Raw genomic sequence first — 17,303 nt, forward strand, 5'->3', positions numbered from 1 at the left:
CGATGCTCGACGCTCAGGCCGCAGCCAGTTGCGCGTGCATTTCCTGCACCGAGATCACGCCGAGCTCGTCCATGAAGCCCATGCCTTCCACCGCGGCTTCGGCGCCGAAGATCGTGGTGAAGGTCGTCACGCGCGCCTGCAGCGCCGAGGTGCGGATCTGGCGCGAGTCGGTGATGGCGTTGCGGCGCTCCTCCACCGTGTTGATGACCAAGGCAATCTCGTTGTTCTTGATCATGTCCACGATGTGCGGACGGCCTTCGGTCACCTTGTTCACCGTCGCGCACTCGATGCCCGCAGCGTTGATGGCGGCGGCCGTGCCCTTGGTGGCGATCAGCTCGAAGCCCAACTTGGCCAGGCCGCGCGCCACTTCGACCGCGCGCGCCTTGTCGTTGTTCTTCACCGAAATGAAGGCCTTGCCCGACTTCGGCAGGTGCGTGCCCGCACCCAGCTGCGACTTCACGAAGGCTTCGCCGAAGGTCTTGCCCACGCCCATCACTTCACCGGTCGACTTCATTTCGGGGCCGAGGATGGTGTCCACGCCCGGGAACTTGACGAACGGGAACACCGCTTCCTTCACGCTGAAGTACGGCGGCGTCACTTCCTTCTCGATACCCTGCGACTTCAGCGACTGACCAGCCATGCAGCGTGCCGCCACCTTGGCGAGCTGGATGCCGGTGGCCTTGCTCACGTACGGCACGGTGCGCGAGGCGCGCGGGTTCACTTCGAGCACGTAGATGACGTCCTTGCCGTCCTTCTGCTGGATGGCGAACTGCACGTTCATCAGGCCGACCACGTTCAGCGCGGCCGCCATGGCGGCGCTCTGGCGCTTCAGCTCGGCCACGGTCTCGGCGCCCAGGCTGTACGGCGGCAGCGAGCAGGCGGAGTCGCCCGAGTGCACGCCGGCCTGCTCGATGTGCTCCATCACGCCACCGATCAGCGTGGCGCCTTCGCCGTCGCGGATGCAGTCGACGTCGCACTCGACAGCGTCGTTCAGGAAGCGGTCGAGCAGCACCGGCGAATCGTTGCTGACCTTGACGGCCTCGCGCATGTAGCGCTCGAGGTCGCGCTGCTCGTGCACGATTTCCATCGCGCGGCCGCCCAGCACGTAGCTTGGGCGCACCACCAGCGGGTAGCCCAGTGCCGCGGCCTTTTCAAGGGCTTCGGCTTCGGTGCGCGCGGTGGCGTTCGGCGGCTGGCGCAGGCCCAGCTCATGCAGCAGCTTCTGGAAGCGCTCGCGGTCTTCGGCTGCGTCGATCATGTCGGGCGAAGTGCCGATGATCGGCACGCCATTGGCCTCCAGGTCGAGCGCGAGCTTCAGCGGCGTCTGGCCGCCGTACTGCACGATCACGCCCAGCGGCTTTTCCTTGTCGACGATCTCGAGCACGTCTTCCAGCGTCAGCGGCTCGAAGTACAGGCGGTCCGAGGTGTCGTAGTCGGTCGACACGGTCTCGGGGTTGCAGTTGACCATGATGGTCTCGTAGCCGTCCTCGCGCATGGCGAGCGCGGCGTGCACGCAGCAGTAGTCGAACTCGATGCCCTGGCCGATGCGGTTGGGCCCACCGCCGAGCACCATGATCTTCTTCTTGTCGCTGGGGTTGGCTTCGCACTCGTCTTCATAGGTCGAGTACATGTAGGCCGTGTTGGTGGCGAACTCGGCCGCGCAGGTGTCCACGCGCTTGTAGACCGGGCGCACGCCCAGGGCGCGGCGCTTCTCGCGAATGGCCGTGTCGGTGGTGCGAAGCTGCTTGGCCAGGCGGCGGTCGGAGAAGCCCTTCTGCTTCAGCAGGCGCAGCGTGGCGGCGTCGATGTCGTCGAGCGACTTGGTTTCCAGTTCGAGCTCGATCTTCACGATCTCCTCGATCTGCACCAGGAACCACGGGTCGATCTTCGTGAGCGCGAACACTTCATCGACGCTCATGCCCAGCGCGAAGGCATCGCCCACGTACCAGATGCGCTCGGGGCCGGGCTCGCCGAGCTCCTTCTCGAGCACTTCGCGGTCCTGGGTTTTCTCGTTCATGCCGTCGACGCCGACTTCAAGGCCGCGCAGCGCCTTCTGGAACGACTCCTGGAAGGTGCGGCCCATGGCCATCACCTCGCCCACCGACTTCATCTGCGTGGTCAGGCGCGAGTCGGCCTGCGGGAACTTCTCGAAAGCGAAGCGCGGAATCTTGGTGACGACGTAGTCGATCGAGGGCTCGAACGACGCCGGCGTGGCGCCGCCGGTGATCTCGTTGCGCAGCTCGTCGAGCGTGTAGCCCACGGCCAGCTTGGCCGCGACCTTGGCGATCGGGAAGCCCGTGGCCTTGGAGGCCAGCGCCGACGAACGCGACACGCGCGGGTTCATCTCGATGACGACCATGCGGCCGTCCTTCGGATTGATGGAGAACTGCACGTTCGAGCCGCCGGTGTCCACGCCGATCTCGCGCAGCACGGCCAGCGAGGCGTTGCGCAGGATCTGGTATTCCTTGTCGGACAGCGTCTGCGCGGGCGCCACGGTGATCGAGTCGCCGGTGTGCACGCCCATGGGGTCGAGGTTCTCGATGGAGCAGACGATGATGCAGTTGTCGGCCTTGTCGCGCACGACTTCCATCTCGTACTCCTTCCAGCCGAGCAGCGATTCTTCGATCAGCAGCTCGTTGGTCGGCGAGGCTTCGATGCCGCGCTTGCAGATGGTCTCGAACTCTTCCGGGTTGTAGGCAATGCCGCCGCCGGTGCCGCCGAGCGTGAAGCTGGGGCGGATCACGGTCGGGAAGCCGACGTTCTTCTGCACCGCCCAGGCCTCGTCCATGGAGTGCGCGATGCCGGAGCGGGCCGAGCCCAGGCCGATCTTGGTCATCGCGTCCTTGAACTTCAGGCGGTCTTCAGCCTTGTCGATGGCCTCGGGTGTGGCGCCGATCAGCTCGACGGGCTTGTTGGTGGCGGCGCCCGTGTACTTGTCGAGCACGCCGTTGCGCCACAGGTCGAGCGCGCAGTTCAGCGCGGTCTGGCCGCCCATGGTCGGCAGGATCGCGTCGGGGCGTTCCTTGGCGATGATCTTCTCGACCGTCTGCCAGGTGATGGGCTCGATGTAGGTGACGTCGGCCGTGGCCGGGTCGGTCATGATCGTCGCGGGGTTGCTGTTGATCAGGATGACCTTGTAGCCTTCTTCGCGCAGCGCCTTGCAGGCCTGCACGCCGGAGTAGTCGAACTCGCAGGCCTGGCCGATGATGATCGGGCCGGCGCCGATGATGAGGATCGATTTGAGGTCTGTGCGCTTAGGCATTCTCTTTCTCCGTCTTTTCCGTCTTGTTCTTTTCCATGAGTGCCGTGAAGCGATCGAACAGGTAGCCGATGTCGTGCGGGCCCGGCGAGGCTTCGGGGTGGCCCTGGAAGCAGAACGCGGGCTTGTCGGTGCGCGCCAGGCCCTGCAGCGTGTTGTCGAACAGGCTGATGTGGGTGGGACGCAGGTTGGCCGGCAGCGACTTCTCGTCGACCGCGAAGCCGTGGTTCTGGCTGGTGATGCTCACGCGGCCGTTGTCGAGGTCCTTGACCGGGTGGTTCGCGCCGTGGTGACCGAACTTCATCTTGAAGGTCTTGGCGCCGGAGGCCAGCGCCATGATCTGGTGGCCCAGGCAGATGCCGAAGGTGGGAATGCCGGTCTCGATCAGCTCCTTGACGGCGCTGATGGCGTAGTCGCAGGGCTCCGGGTCGCCGGGGCCGTTGGCCAGGAAGATGCCGTCCGGCTTGAGCTTGAGCACGTCGGCAGCGGGCGTCTGCGCCGGCACCACGGTGATGCGCGCGCCGCGCTGGGCGATCATGCGCAGGATGTTCTTCTTGACGCCGTAGTCGAAGGCCACGACGTGAAAGCGCGGCGTGATCTGCACGCCGTAGCCCGAGCCCAGCTTCCACTCGGTTTCGGTCCACTCGTAGGTCTGCTTGACCGACACTACCTTGGCGAGGTCGAGGCCCGCCATGCTCGGCGCGGCCTTGGCGGAGGCGATGGCCTTGTCGATCAGCGCCTGCGTCACGGTCTCGCCCGCGGCCAGGCCCAGGATGCAGCCGTTCTGCGCGCCATTGGTTCGCAGGTGGCGGGTGAGCTTGCGGGTGTCGATGTTCGCGATGGCCACGGTGTTGCCGGACACGAGGTACTCGGTCAGCGTGGCGGTCTTGCGGAAGTTGGAGGCGACGAGGGGCAGGTCCTTGATGATCAGGCCCGCGGCATGGATCTTGTCGGCTTCGATGTCCTCGCCGTTGACGCCGTAGTTGCCGATGTGCGGATACGTGAGCGTCACGATCTGCTGGCAATAGCTCGGGTCGGTGAGGATTTCCTGGTAGCCGGTCATGGCGGTGTTGAACACCACTTCACCGGTCGTGGAGCCGGCGGCTCCGATCGAGTTGCCGAGAAAGACCGTGCCGTCTGCGAGCGCCAGGATGGCGGGCGGGAAACTTCCCTTGAGAGACAAAAGCACTGGGTTCTCCGGATGGTTACGGTCGCCCGGAGCCTCAGGCGTATAGCCTGGGGACTGCTGCTTAAGGGGAAGATGGCGTTGTAGGCGGCCGGGCGACGCTGATTTGCGAGTAAGCCCCCGATTGTAGCCCGGACTGGGTGTGTTATTTGGCCAGCAGGGCTGCTCCGCTCGCATGAAGGCAGATTGCGGCGGCGGCGGCCACGTTCAGCGACTCCTCCCCGCCCGGCTGGGCGATCCGGATGTGGTGCAACGCCCGAGCCTCCAGCGCCGCCGAGACGCCCTGCCCTTCGTGCCCCATCAGCCAGGCGCAGGGATGCGGCAGATCGGCGTTGTGAAGCCAGTCGCCGCGGTGGGAACTGGTCGCAACCAGAGGTACCTTCAGGCCGTCGAGCGCGTCAGCGTCCACGCCCTCGATCAGCCGCAGGCCGAAATGCGCCCCCATGCCGGCGCGCAGCACCTTGGGCGCCCACAGCGCGGCCGTGCCCTTGAGCGCGATCACCTGGGTGAAGCCGAAGGCAGCGGCGCTGCGCAGGATGGAGCCGGCATTGCCTGCGTCCTGGAGGCGGTCGAGCACGACGCTCGGCGCATCGGGCAACAATTCAGGGCGGGCTGGCACGTCGAGCACGAAGCCCATCGGCGCCGGCGACTCCAGGCCACTGATGTCGCGCAGGAGGTTGTCGGCGACCACTACGGTTTTGATAGCACCAACCGACCACTCGGCCGGCGCCTTGGGCCAGAAAGACTCCGAGAACACCGCCACGGCAGGCTTGACGCCACGTGCCAGCGCAGCCCGGCACAGATGATCGCCTTCGAGCCAGATCCGCCCCAGCTTGCGATAGGCGCCCGGGTCCTGTGCGAGCTTGCGCAGGTCCTTGAGCAGCGGGTTGTCGCGCGAGCTGATGTGGCTGGCGCCGGTGTCGGAAGTCATCGGGGATAGGGCTCAGGGAGCAGCACGCAGCTCGGGCCGCGCGGCCGCGATGACACCGAGGTCCATCGCCGGCTGCCCGTCGGATTCGGCCGGCAGCATCACGTTCAGCACGCCGCCGGTACGGACGAGCGCCGCGGCCACAGGGCTGAAGGACTTCCGGTGATGCACGCAGGCACCATGGCGCTGCAGCGCCTCCAGGTGCTCCGGCGTGCCATAGCCCTTGTGGCCGGCGAAGCCGTAGTGCGGAAACTCGACGTGCAGCTGCTCGCAAAGCCGGTCGCGATGCACCTTCGCCAGGATCGACGCGGCGGAAATCGCCTTGACCCTCGCGTCGCCCTTCACGATGGCCTCGGCCAGCACGTCGAGCGTGGGCAGGCGGTTTCCGTCGACCAGCACTTTCGCCGGCTTGAGCCGCAACCCCTCGACGGCCCGGCGCATCGCGAGCATGGTCGCCTGCAGGATGTTGTGGGTGTCGATCTCTTCGACGGTGGCCTGCGCGATGGAGCAGCACAGCGCCTTGGCCAGGATCTGGTCGTGCAGGCGTTCGCGCTGCAGGGCCGTCAGCGTCTTGGAATCCGCGAGGCCGCGAATGGGCCGCAGGTCGTCGAGGATCACGGCCGCCGCCACCACCGGCCCGGCCAGGGGCCCGCGGCCCGCCTCGTCGACGCCGGCGATCAGGCCCGGCGCGTCCCACGCCAGCGGGGCCTGCTCAGCCTTCAAGAACTTTCTGGATCGCATCGGCGCAAAGTGTGGGCGTATCGCGCTGCAACTGGACATGCAGCTCTGAAAATCTTTGTTGCAGCGCCCGCGTCTTCTCCGGCGCGTCCAGCCAGGCCAGCGTGGCCCCGGCCAACGCCTCGGGCGTGGCGGCTTCCTGCAGAAGCTCCGGCACGACGAACTCCCGGCAGAGGATATTGGGCAATCCCACCCAGGGCTGCAGCTGCTTGCGCCGCATGAGGCGCCAGGAGAGCGCGTTCATGTTGTAGGCGATGACCATCGGCCGCTTGAAGAGGGCCGCCTCCAGCGTGGCGGTGCCGCTGGCGATCAGCGTGACGTCGCAGGCAGCCAGCACGGCGTGCGACTGGCCGTCGAGCAGCTTCACGCGCCCGGCCATGCCGCTGGCCTGGAGCAAGGCCTCGACCTCCGAGCGCAGGCCCGGGATGATCGGTGCCACGAACTGGAGCTCGGGCCGCGCCTTTTGCATCAGCGCGGCGGCAGCGAAGAAGCGTGCGGCAAGGTAGCGGATCTCGGACCGCCGGCTGCCCGGCAGCAAGGCGACGACCGGCGCATCAGGCGAAAGGCCCAGCGCGGCGCGTGCACCGGCCCGGTCGGGCGTCATCGGGATCACGTTGGCGACGGGATGGCCGACGTAGCTCGCGGCCACGCCCTGCTTCGCCAGCAACTCGGGCTCGAACGGGAAGATGCACAGGACATGGTCGGCCGCGGCCCGGATCTTCTCGATGCGCTCCGGCCGCCAGGCCCAGATCGACGGGCAGACGAAATGCACCGTCCTGATGCCCTGGCTGCGCAGCCCGGCTTCGAGGTCGAGGTTGAAATCGGGCGCGTCCACGCCGATGAAGAGCCCTGGCCGCTCCTGCAGCAGCCGGGCCTTGAGCTGGCGGCGGATGCCGGCGATCTCCGCGTAGTGCCGCAGCACTTCGATATAGCCGCGCACCGCGAGCTTTTCCTGCGGCCACCAGCTCTGGAAGCCATGAGCCAGCATCCGGGGACCGCCGATACCGGCAGTCTGGAGATCGGGCCAGCGCGACAGCAGGCCGTCGAGCACCAGGCCGGCGAGCAGGTCGCCGGACGCTTCGCCCGCGACCAGCGCGAAGCGTCGCTGTCCGTCGTTCTGCATGGCCGGCACTTCAGCGCGCGATGCCGCGCGTCGAATTGGCGAGGAAGGATTCCATCAGCGCGACGTCGCCGGCCGCCTCGGGCATTTCGGTCGCCAGCGCGGCAATGCCTGCACGGGCCTCGTCGAGCGTCTTGCCCTGGCGGTACAGCAGGCGGTGCATCTGCTTCACCGCCGCGATCCGCGGGGCAGAGAAATCGCGCCGGCGCAGTCCGACGATGTTGAAGCCGCGCACCGCCAGCGGGTTGCCGTCGACCAGCATGAAGGGCGGCACGTCCTGCGTGACGGCGCTGGCAAAGCCGAGCATGGCGTGGGCGCCGACCGAAACGAACTGGTGGATGCCCGTGAGCCCGCCGACCGTGACCCAGTCGGCCAGGTGCACGTGCCCGGCCAGCGTGGTGTTGTTGGCCAGCGTGGTGTGGTCGTCCACGCGGCAGTCGTGGGCGATGTGCGTGTACGCCATGATCCAGTTGTCGTTGCCGACACGCGTGACCCCCCCCGCCCCCGGCACGCCGAGGTTGAAGGTGCAGAACTCGCGGATCACGTTGCGGTCGCCGATGACGAGTTCGGTCGGCTCGCCGGCGTATTTCTTGTCCTGGGGGATGGCGCCGAGCGACGAGAACTGGAAGATCCTGTTGTCGCGCCCGATGGTCGTGCGCCCTTCGATCACGCAGTGCGCGCCGATGGTGGTGCCCGCGCCGATCCGCACGTGCGGGCCGATCACGGTATAGGGCCCGACCGACACCGAGGCGTCGAGCTGTGCCTGGGGGTCGACGACGGCCGTCGAGTGAACCTGGGTCATGCCTTGTGAATGAGCGACTGGCTGTGGCCGGTCATCAGTTGATCTGGCGCATGGCGCACATCAGCGTCGCCTCGCAGGCGAGTTCGCTGCCCACCAGGGCCCGGCCCTTGAACTTGGAAATGCCCGCCTTCATGCGCTCGATCTCGACTTCGAGGGTGAGCTGGTCGCCCGGCTCCACGGGACGCTTGAAGCGGGCGCCGTCGATCGCGGCGAAGTAATAGACGGTGTTGTCGTCCGGCACGATGTCGAGCGAATGGAACGACAGCAGCGCGGCAGCCTGCGCCATCGCTTCGAGCATCAGCACGCCCGGCATCACCGGACGGTGCGGGAAGTGGCCATTGAAGAACGGCTCGTTCATCGTCACGTTCTTGAGCGCCGTGATGCGCTTGCCCTTTTCCATGTCCAGCACGCGGTCCACCAGCAGGAACGGGTAGCGGTGAGGCAGCAGCTTGAGGATTTGATGGATATCGAGCGTCGTCGTCATGATTTTCTGTTCCTGCATCGTCGTCATTTTTTCGAGGGAGCCTTCTCCAGCGCCTTCAGTCGTTCGCGCAGGCTGTGCAACTGCTTGAGCGTTGCAGCGTTCTTTTCCCAGCTCGCATTGTCATCGATGGGAAACATGCCGGTGTATTGGCCGGCCTTGTGGATGGAACGGGTAACCACGGTCGCGGCCGACACGTGCACGCCGTCGGCGACCGTCAGGTGCCCCAGCACGATGGCGCCGCCGCCGAAAGTGCAGTTGGCGCCGATGGTCGCGCTGCCGGCCACGCCGACGCAGCCCGCCATGGCGGTGTTCTTGCCGACCCGCACGTTGTGGCCGATCTGGATCAGGTTGTCGAGCTTGACGCCGTCTTCGATGATGGTGTCGTCGAGCGCGCCGCGGTCGATGCAGGTGTTGGCGCCGATCTCGACGTCGTCGCCGATGCGCACAGCTCCCAACTGCTCGATCTTGACCCAGCGCCCCTCGTGCGGAGCGAGGCCGAAACCGTCCGCGCCGATGACCACGCCCGGATGAAGCAGGCAGCGCTCGCCGACGATGCAGTCCTCGCTGACCGTCACCCGCGACTTGAGCACGGTGCCCGCCCCGATGCGCGCACCCCGCTCCACCACGCACAGCGCGCCAATGCGCGCCGTGGCGTCGACATGAGCCTCAGGATGAATCACTGCGCTGGGATGGATGCGGTCGACCTCCGGACGGGCGTGATGCGCCTTCCAGAGCTGGGTGAGCCGGGCAAAGTAGAGATACGGATCAGGCGTGACGATGTAGGCGCCACGCGCCGCGGCTGCCTCGCGCATGGCCGGCGACACGATCACGCAGGCAGCCTTGGAGGCCGCCAGCTCCTGCTGGTATTTGGGATGGCTCAGGAAGCTGAGCGCATCGGGCTGCGCATTCTGCAGCGGCGCGAGCCGCTCGATGGACAGCGCCGCATCGCCATGAAGCTCGCCCCCGAGGGCGTCGACAATGGCTCCGAGCTGCAGTGACACGCCGGTTCGCGGCGTTACTTGCCGGTCGTGGGGGCGGGAGAAGTCACCGACGCGTTCAACGCCTTGATCACCTTGTCGGTGATGTCGTGCTTCGGATTGATGTAGATCGCTTCCTGCAGGATGGCGTCGTACTTCTCGGCCTCGGCGACCTGCTTCACCACGCGGTTGGCACGCTCGTAGACCTGCTGGAGCTCTTCGTTCTTGCGCGCGTTCAGGTCTTCCTGGAATTCACGGCGCTTGCGTTGGAAATCACGATCCTGGTCGACCAGCGAACGCTGGCGCGTGACCCGCTGGCTTTCGGACAGCGTGGGCGCCTCGCGCTCGAACTTCTCCGAAGCGGCCTTCAGGGCATCGCCCTGCGCGGTCAGGTCCTTTTCGCGCTTCAGGAACTCCGCCTCGAGCTTTGCCTGGGCGTTCTTGGCCGGCTGGGCTTCGCGCAGCACGCGGTCCGGGTTCACAAAACCGATGCGAAAGGTTTCCTGAGCCTGCGCTTGCGCGGGCACCGCAACCAGCGCAAAAGCCGGGATCAACAACGCGCCAGCCGCGGCGCGAATCAAATGCTTCATTTAGAAAGACGTTCCGATCTGGAATTGGAGGCGCTGAATTCTATCCTTCGGGATATAGCCTGCCGTGAACGGTTGCCCCACTTCCTTCTGGGACTTGATCGGGAAGGCGTAGGCCAGGCGCAGCGGGCCCAGCGGCGAGATCCAGCTGATGCCCAGACCGACGGACGCGCGCAGCTTCTTCTCGGCCTTCCATTGCTCGTCCGTGATACCGGCGGCACGCGAACCGAAGACGTTACCGACGTCGAAGAAGCCGTACAGGCGCAGCGTGCGGTCGTTGCCGGCACCCGGGAACGGAGTGCTCAGCTCTGCATTGAAGATCGCCTTCTTCGTGCCGCCGATCGCCGCACCTTCGCTCTGGAGGAACAACGGGGCGTCACGAGGACCCAGCGAGTTCTGCTCGAAGCCCCGCACCGAGCCCAGGCCGCCCGCATAGAAGTTCTTGAAGATCGGGTAGACCTTGCCGCCGAGCGCCTTGGCATAGCCGACTTCACCATTGATCGAGAAGGTGTACTGCTTGTTGATCGGGAAGAACTGCTGGTACTGATAGTTCGTCTTGACGTACTTCATGTCGCCGGCAGCGCCCACCTCGAGGTTGGCACGCTGCACGCGGCCGGTGGTCGGAATCAGCGCACTGTCACGGCTGTCCCGGCCCCAGCCGATGCTCAGCGGAACGCCCCAGACGCTCTTCTGATCACAGCCGACCACCAGCAGACCCGTGGAATCCTTCTTGCACTGGAAGTAGTTGAGATACGACGGCGGCGTGTACAGGCCGGAGAACGCGGTCGAACTGTTCGGGTCGAAGGCGTAGCGCTCGATGCCGACGCCGAAGAAAACGGTATCGACTTCGCTGAACGGCACACCGAAGCGAACCGAGGCGCCCTGGTTCACGAGCTTGTAGTCGCCGTCGGTCGAGGTCTGGTAGGGACGCGTGGTGGTGTGGTAGACGCTGAACGTACGCGAGATGCCGTCCGGCGTGAAGTACGGATCGGTGGTGGTCAGCGACAGCGTGCGGTTGTACTTGCTGGTGTTGACCTGCACGCCCAGGAAGTTGCCCGAGCCGAACACGTTTTCCTGCGAGATGCCGAAGGTCAGCGCGACCTTCTCGGCGCTCGAATAGCCGGCGCCGAGCTGCAGGCTGCCGGTGGGCTTTTCGGTCACGTTGACGGTCAGGTCCACCTGGTCGGGCGAGCCGGGCACCTCCTGCGTGTCGACATTCACTTCGTTGAAGAAGCCCAGGCGGTCCACGCGGTCGCGGGAAAGCTTGATCTTGTCGCCGTCGTACCAGGAGGCTTCGTACTGGCGGAACTCGCGGCGGATCACTTCGTCGCGGGTCTTGTTGTTGCCGCCGACCGACACGCGGCGCACGTAGACGCGGCGCGAGGGTTCGGCCTGCAGCGTGAGGGCCACACGGTTGTTGACGCGGTCGATCTCGGGACGCGCCTGCACGCGAGCGAAGGCGTAGCCGAAGGTGCCGAAGTAGTCGTTGAAGGCCTTGGTGGTCTCGGTGACCTGCTCGCCGTTGTATGGCTCGCCCGGCTTGATGGTGATGAGCGACTTGAACTCGTCGTCGCGGCCAAGGTAGTTGCCGTCGAGCTTGACGCTGGACACCACGAACTTCTCGCCTTCGGTGATGTTCACGGTCACCGTCAGGTCCTTGCGGTCCGGAGAGATGGCGACCTGCGTCGAGTCGATGCGGAACTCGAGGTAGCCGCGCGTGATGTAGTACGAGCGCAGGGTCTCCAGGTCGGCGTTGAGCTTGGCGCGCGAATACTGGTTCGACTTCGTGTACCAGCTCATGAAGCCGCCGCTGTCCTGGTCGAACAGGCTCAGCAGGGTCGATTCGCTGAAGGCCTTGTTGCCGACCACGTGCACTTCGCGGATGCGGGCCGAGTCGCCTTCGGTCACGGTGAAGGTCAGGTTGACGCGGTTGCGCTCGATGGGGGTGACGGTGGTCACGACCTGCGCGTTGTAGAGGCTGCGGCTCACGTACTGGCGCTTGAGCTCCTGCTCGGCGCGGTCGGCCAGTGCCTTGTCGTAGGGCCGGCCGTCGGCAAGGCCCACTTCGCGCAGCGCCTTCTGCAGCGCGGCCTTGTCGAATTCCTTGGCCCCGACGAAGTCGACATCGGCGATGGTCGGGCGCTCTTCCACGATGACGACCAGCACGTTGCCGTTCACGTCGATGCGAACGTCCTTGAACAATCCCAGATCGAACAGCGCGCGGATGGCGGCGGAACCCCGTTCGTCGCTGTAGGTATCGCCCACGCGCAGCGGCAGCGACGCGAAGATCGTGCCGGCCTCGACGCGTTGCAGGCCCTCGACGCGGATGTCGCGCACCGTGAAAGGCTCGACGGCCCAGGCGGCCGTAGCCGCAAGCGCACTGGCAACTACCGCAGCAACGCTACGCAGGCGAAAGCGACTGAGTTTTTTGTTCATCTGTGAATTGAGCCGGCACGGAAAGGGCCGGCAGAAAGTTAACCAAAGAGCCGCGTGACGTCGTTGAAGAGTGCGACCGACATCATGACCAGCAGAAGGGCTACGCCCCCGCGCTGAAGCCGTTCCATCCAGGCGTCAGAGACGCTCTTGCCGGTCAGGCCCTCCCAAAGATAATACATCAGGTGTCCCCCATCGAGGACCGGCAGCGGCATGAGATTGAGGACCCCGAGGCTCACGCTGATAAGCGCCAGGAAGACCAGGTACTGAGTGAAACCGAGGCTTGCGGACTTGCCGGCGTAGTCGGCGATCGTTAACGGACCGCTCAGGTTCTTGAGCGAAGCCTCGCCGATCACCATCTTGCCCATCATGCGCACGGTCAGCGCGGACACCTCCCAGGTACGCACCACGCCGCGCCAAACGCCGTCGACCAGCCCCTGGCGCACAGTCACCATTTCCGGAGGCGCGCCAACGTAGGCGCCGACACGCCCCACCTTGGCGCCGCCCTCCTCCCGCACCTCGGGCTTCACGTCGATGACGAGCGAGCGGCCGCCGCGGTCGATCCGCCAGGCCTGGACGCGGGGCTGATCGCCGTCCACGGAGGCGCGGATTACCTCGCGCAGCTGCTGCCCCTCGATGATCTCTGTGCTGCCGATGGCGCGCACGACGTCGCCATTGCGCAGCCCGGCGGCCTCGGCCGCACTGCCTTTCATGACCTCGCCGATCTCCGGCCGGGTCAAGGGAGCCAGCACGCCGATCTTGCGGAACATCTGCGGATCGGCGTCCTTCGTCTGCATCCGGCTCAGCGGAAGCACCAGCTGACGCGCCGGCCGGCCACCCTCGCCCGCGACTTCGAGCGTCAGGTCATGGCCGTCGAGCGCACCGCGCGTCATGCGCCAGCGCAGATCCTCGAAGGACTGGACCGGCGAGAGATCGCCGTCGAAACCCGCCCGCACGATGTGCTCGCCGCCCTTCAGCCCTGCGGCTTCGGCCAGCGAACCGGCCACCGGTCGCGCCAGCGTGGCCACGGGCTCCTGCACCCCGATCCAGTTGACGGCCGTGTAGAGCGCCACCGCCAGCAGCAGGTTGGCAATCGGGCCGGCGGCCACGATGGCCGCACGCGAGCGCAGCGGCTGGGTGTTGAAGGCGCGATGACGCTCCTCGGGAGCCACGGGGCCTTCGCGCTCGTCGAGCATCTTCACGTAGCCGCCGAAGGGGAATGCGCCGATGACGAACTCGGTCTGCTGACCCGGATGCTGCCGCTTCGGCTGCCAGCGGACCAGCGCCTTGCCGAAACCGACGGAGAAGCGCTCCACCTTGACGCCGCAGGCCACCGCCACGCGATAGTGGCCGTATTCGTGCACCGCGATCAGGACGGCGAGCGCAACCACAAAGGCTATGACAGTAAGCAGCATCGGAGTCCTTGGTTTCCGGAGGAGGCGTCAGGCGGCGAAGCGAAGCGCCGCGGCATTGGCCGCCGCACGGGCGCTGGCGTCGATCGCCAGCAGGTCGGCCAGCGATGCCGGCTTGGAGGGAGCGACTCTTTCCAAAGTTTCCATGTTCACCGCATGTATGCAATCGAAGCGCAGGCGGCGGTCGAGGAAAGCCTCCACCGCGACCTCGTTGGCGGCATTGAGCACCGCCGTCGTGCCCGGCGCGGCCCGAAGTGCGTGCCACGCAAGGCCCAGTCCCGGAAAGAGTTCCGCGTCGGGAGACTCGAACGTGAGCGACCCCATCTGCCGGAAGTCGAGCCGTGCGGCGCCGCTCTCGATGCGCTCGGGCCAGGCAAGCCCCACCGCGATCGGCACCCGCATGTCGGGCGTGCCGAGCTGGGCGATGACCGAGGCGTCGGTGAACTGCACCATCGAATGCACCACGCTCTGCGGATGGATGACGACCTCGATCTGCTCCGGCGACACGCCGAACAGGTGGCGCGCCTCGATGACTTCGAGCGCCTTGTTCATCATCGTGGCCGAGTCGACCGAGATCTTGCGTCCCATCACCCAGTTCGGATGGGCGCAGGCCTGCTCGGGCGTGACCGCGCTCAGGGTTTCCGGTGCGCGCGTGCGGAACGGGCCGCCCGACGCCGTCAGGATGATCTTGTCGACGCGCCGCGCCCAGGTGGACGGGTCTTCGGGCAGCGACTGGAAGATGGCGGAATGCTCGCTGTCGATGGGCAGCAGCGTGGCGCCGCCCTCGCGCACGGTGCGCATGAAAAGCTCGCCACCGACGACGAGCGCCTCCTTGTTGGCCAGCAGAAGGCGCTTGCCGGCACGCGCGGCTGCCAGGCAAGGCCCGAGGCCCGCGGCGCCGACGATAGCGGCCATCACGGAATCGGTCTCTTCGTGGGAAGCTATGGTTTCGAGAGCATCGTCGCCCATCAGGACGGCCGTTTTCAGGCCGTTCTGCTTCAGCTTCTCGGCCAGCGCAGCGGCATGCGGGGCACTGGCCATCACGGCGAACTTCGGCGAGAACTGCGCGCACTGCGCCAGCAATTCGTCGACCCTGGTGGCCGCGGAAAGCGCGAACACCTCGAAACGCTCGGGGTGGCGCGAAATGACGTCGAGCGTGCTGACACCGACCGAACCGGTCGAGCCGAGCACCGTCACGCATTGTTTTCTGGAAGAGTTCACAGGAAAGCCAGCATCATGGCAATAGGAAGCGCCGGCAAGAGGGCATCCACGCGGTCGAGGACGCCGCCGTGGCCGGGCAGCAGCCGGCTGCTGTCCTTGGCGCCGGCGCTGCGCTTGATGAGGGATTCGACGAGGTCGCCCACGACGCTCATGGCCGAAAGGAACAGCGCGGCGAGCAGCAGCAGCCACCAGCCCCGCTCGTTGAGACGGGTGTACAGGCTGGCCACCGTGGCGCCCGTGGCCTTGTCGGCCCACACCCAGGCGAATGCCAGCACCACCACGCCGATCATGCCGCCCCACACGCCCTCCCAGCTCTTGCCGGGGCTGATGGAAGGGGCGAGCTTGCTGCGGGTGAACTTGAGGCCGAAGGCGCGGCCGGCGAAATAGGCGAACACGTCGGCAACCCACACCAGCACGAGGATCGACAACAGGAAGTTGATGCCGATCATCCGCGCCTGCACCGCGGCCAGCCACGCGACCCAGAGCGCCAGCAGGCCGCCGACCAGCCGCAGCCCGCGCGGAATGCGCGGCCAACCCGGCACCGCCACGCGCAGCAGCGCAGCGCCACCCAGCACCCAGGCCGCGCTGGCAAGGGTCCACATCAGGACCAGCGGCTGCTCCAGCAGCCCGAGCCACCAGGACAGCGCGCACAGCACGATCGTCTCGGCGCCGAGGAACAGCGACACGCCCTGCCCGTAGCCGTTCAGGCGCCCCCATTCCCAGGCCGCGGCCCCGATGAGCACCAGCATGACGCAGCCGAAGGGAACGTAGCTGGGGTAGAACAGCGCCGGCAGCAGGATCGCGAGGAGCACGATCGCCGTGATGATGCGTTGCTTGAGCATGCGGAAGGGGTTCCCGCGCCTTCAGGCCGCGGCGGTGGATGAGACTTGCGCCGAGGTCTGGCCGAAACGCCGCTCGCGGCCCTGGAACGCGGCAATGGCCTCGTCCAGCGCTGCCTCGTCGAATTCGGGCCATAGCTTGTCGCTGAAGAAAAGCTCGGCGTAGGCACTCTGCCAGAGCAGGAAATTGGACAGACGCTGCTCGCCGCCGGTGCGGATGAACAGGTCGGGATCGGGCACGTGGGCCAGGGCCATGGCGCGATCGAGGCTGAGTTCGGTGATCGCCTCGCCCTGCGCCGCGAGCCTTGCGGCGGCTTGCGCGATGTCCCAGCGACCGCCGTAGTTGAAGCAGACGTTGAGCATCAGCCGGGAGTTGTGCGCGGTGGCGGCCTCGGCGTCGAGCAGGCCGTTCACCATCTTGGGCGACAGGCCCGCGCGTTCGCCGACGAAATGCAGTCGCACGCCGTCGGCGCTGAGCTTGGGCACCTCACGGGCAAGCGCACCGACCATCAGCTCCATGAGCCCGGAAACCTCCTCGACAGGACGATTCCAGTTCTCGGACGAGAACGCGAACACGGTGAGCACGGCCACGCCGCGCTCGACGCAGGCCTTGACGCAGCGGCGCAGCGATTCGACGCCCTGCTTGTGCCCCGCGATGCGGGGCAGGAAGCGCCGCGTCGCCCAGCGGCCGTTGCCGTCCATGACGATGGCAACGTGGTGGGGAATGCGCGGCGCTGAAGAGGCCATGGCAGGCCTCAAACGGCCATGATCTCCGCTTCCTTGGCCGCGACCAGGCGGTCGATTTCCGCGATGTGGCGGTCGGTGACCTTCTGGATCTCGGCCTCGGCGCGCTTCTGGTCGTCTTCCGACGCCAGCTTTTCCTTGACCAGCTTCTTGACCGCTTCGTTCGCATCGCGGCGCAGGTTGCGCGTAGCGATCTTGGCGCTCTCGCCTTCGTTGCGGACGAGCTTGGTCATTTCCTTGCGGCGCTCTTCGCTCATGGCGGGCAGCGGCACGCGGATCAGGTCGCCCATCGAGGCGGGGTTCAGGCCCAGGTCGCTTTCGCGGATGGCCTTCTCGATCTTCGCGCCCATGCCCTTTTCCCAGGGCTGCACGCTCAGGGTGCGCGAGTCGAGCACCGACACGTTGGCCACCTGGCTCAGCGGCACCTGCGAGCCGTAGTACTCGACGTGGACCGCATCGAGCAGCGCCGAGTTGGCACGCCCCGTGCGGATCTTGGTGAGGTTGTTCTGGAATGCCGCGATCGACTGGTTCATCTTCGCGTCAGTCGTGCTGCGGATGTCTGCAATGGTCATC

Annotated in this window: 15 protein-coding genes; all 15 read right to left on the bottom strand. The window is 66.5% G+C overall.

Annotated features, from left to right (window positions below; translation table 11 throughout):
* Nucleotides 1-13: 13 nt before the first annotated feature.
* Nucleotides 14-3,262 carry a carbamoyl-phosphate synthase large subunit gene (carB, locus tag FHT32_RS09045; protein ID WP_176664276.1) on the bottom strand — a complete coding sequence of 1,083 codons (3,249 nt, stop codon included), beginning with the start codon at nt 3,260-3,262 and terminating at the stop codon, nt 14-16.
* Nucleotides 3,255-4,448 carry a glutamine-hydrolyzing carbamoyl-phosphate synthase small subunit gene (carA, locus tag FHT32_RS09050; RefSeq protein WP_093202317.1) on the bottom strand — a complete coding sequence of 398 codons (1,194 nt, stop codon included), beginning with the start codon at nt 4,446-4,448 and terminating at the stop codon, nt 3,255-3,257. Before carA ends, carB begins: the two co-directional genes overlap by 8 nt.
* Before the next feature lie 142 nt (nt 4,449-4,590).
* The gene (locus FHT32_RS09055) at nt 4,591-5,376 is read right to left on the bottom strand and encodes an RNA methyltransferase (protein WP_176664277.1); all 786 of its coding nucleotides are present in this window, start codon (nt 5,374-5,376) and stop codon (nt 4,591-4,593) included.
* A 12-nt stretch (nt 5,377-5,388) separates the two neighbouring features.
* Nucleotides 5,389-6,114: a ribonuclease HII gene (rnhB, locus tag FHT32_RS09060; RefSeq protein WP_256098926.1), complete on the bottom strand. Its 726-nt coding sequence runs from the start codon at nt 6,112-6,114 to the stop codon at nt 5,389-5,391.
* A complete protein-coding gene (gene lpxB / locus FHT32_RS09065) occupies nt 6,086-7,234 on the bottom strand; it encodes a lipid-A-disaccharide synthase (protein WP_176664278.1) in 1,149 nt (382 codons plus the stop codon). Before lpxB ends, rnhB begins: the two co-directional genes overlap by 29 nt.
* 10 nt (nt 7,235-7,244) lie before the next feature.
* A complete protein-coding gene (lpxA, locus tag FHT32_RS09070) occupies nt 7,245-8,033 on the bottom strand; it encodes an acyl-ACP--UDP-N-acetylglucosamine O-acyltransferase (RefSeq protein WP_176664279.1) in 789 nt (262 codons plus the stop codon).
* A 34-nt stretch (nt 8,034-8,067) separates the two neighbouring features.
* Complete coding sequence (gene fabZ, locus FHT32_RS09075) at nt 8,068-8,517, bottom strand: 3-hydroxyacyl-ACP dehydratase FabZ (RefSeq protein WP_021007523.1); 450 nt, start codon at nt 8,515-8,517, stop codon at nt 8,068-8,070.
* A gap of 23 nt (nt 8,518-8,540) precedes the next feature.
* The gene (gene lpxD / locus FHT32_RS09080) at nt 8,541-9,518 is read right to left on the bottom strand and encodes a UDP-3-O-(3-hydroxymyristoyl)glucosamine N-acyltransferase (RefSeq protein ID WP_176664281.1); all 978 of its coding nucleotides are present in this window, start codon (nt 9,516-9,518) and stop codon (nt 8,541-8,543) included.
* A gap of 14 nt (nt 9,519-9,532) precedes the next feature.
* Complete coding sequence (locus tag FHT32_RS09085) at nt 9,533-10,084, bottom strand: OmpH family outer membrane protein (protein ID WP_176664282.1); 552 nt, start codon at nt 10,082-10,084, stop codon at nt 9,533-9,535.
* Entirely contained in the window at nt 10,085-12,517 is a 2,433-nt protein-coding gene (gene bamA / locus FHT32_RS09090) for an outer membrane protein assembly factor BamA (RefSeq protein WP_176664283.1), read from the bottom strand.
* A 38-nt stretch (nt 12,518-12,555) separates the two neighbouring features.
* Nucleotides 12,556-13,929 (bottom strand): RIP metalloprotease RseP, encoded by a 1,374-nt coding sequence (gene rseP / locus FHT32_RS09095; protein ID WP_176664284.1) that lies wholly within the window; start codon nt 13,927-13,929, stop codon nt 12,556-12,558.
* Nucleotides 13,930-13,956: 27 nt separating this feature from the next.
* On the bottom strand, nt 13,957-15,147 hold the full coding sequence (gene ispC, locus FHT32_RS09100; RefSeq protein WP_176664285.1) for a 1-deoxy-D-xylulose-5-phosphate reductoisomerase: 1,191 nt from the start codon (nt 15,145-15,147) through the stop codon (nt 13,957-13,959).
* Nucleotides 15,144-15,989: a phosphatidate cytidylyltransferase gene (locus tag FHT32_RS09105; RefSeq protein WP_176664286.1), complete on the bottom strand. Its 846-nt coding sequence runs from the start codon at nt 15,987-15,989 to the stop codon at nt 15,144-15,146. Before FHT32_RS09105 ends, ispC begins: the two co-directional genes overlap by 4 nt.
* Nucleotides 15,990-16,010: 21 nt before the next feature.
* A complete protein-coding gene (gene uppS / locus FHT32_RS09110) occupies nt 16,011-16,733 on the bottom strand; it encodes a polyprenyl diphosphate synthase (protein WP_176664287.1) in 723 nt (240 codons plus the stop codon).
* Nucleotides 16,734-16,741: 8 nt separating this feature from the next.
* Nucleotides 16,742-17,302, bottom strand: coding sequence for a ribosome recycling factor (gene frr, locus FHT32_RS09115; protein ID WP_176664288.1), 561 nt, complete (start codon nt 17,300-17,302; stop codon nt 16,742-16,744).
* Between the last annotated feature and the right edge of the window lies 1 nt (nt 17,303).

It is taken from the genome of Variovorax sp. SG517 (assembly GCF_013376045.1).
Taxonomy (GTDB): domain Bacteria; phylum Pseudomonadota; class Gammaproteobacteria; order Burkholderiales; family Burkholderiaceae_C; genus Variovorax.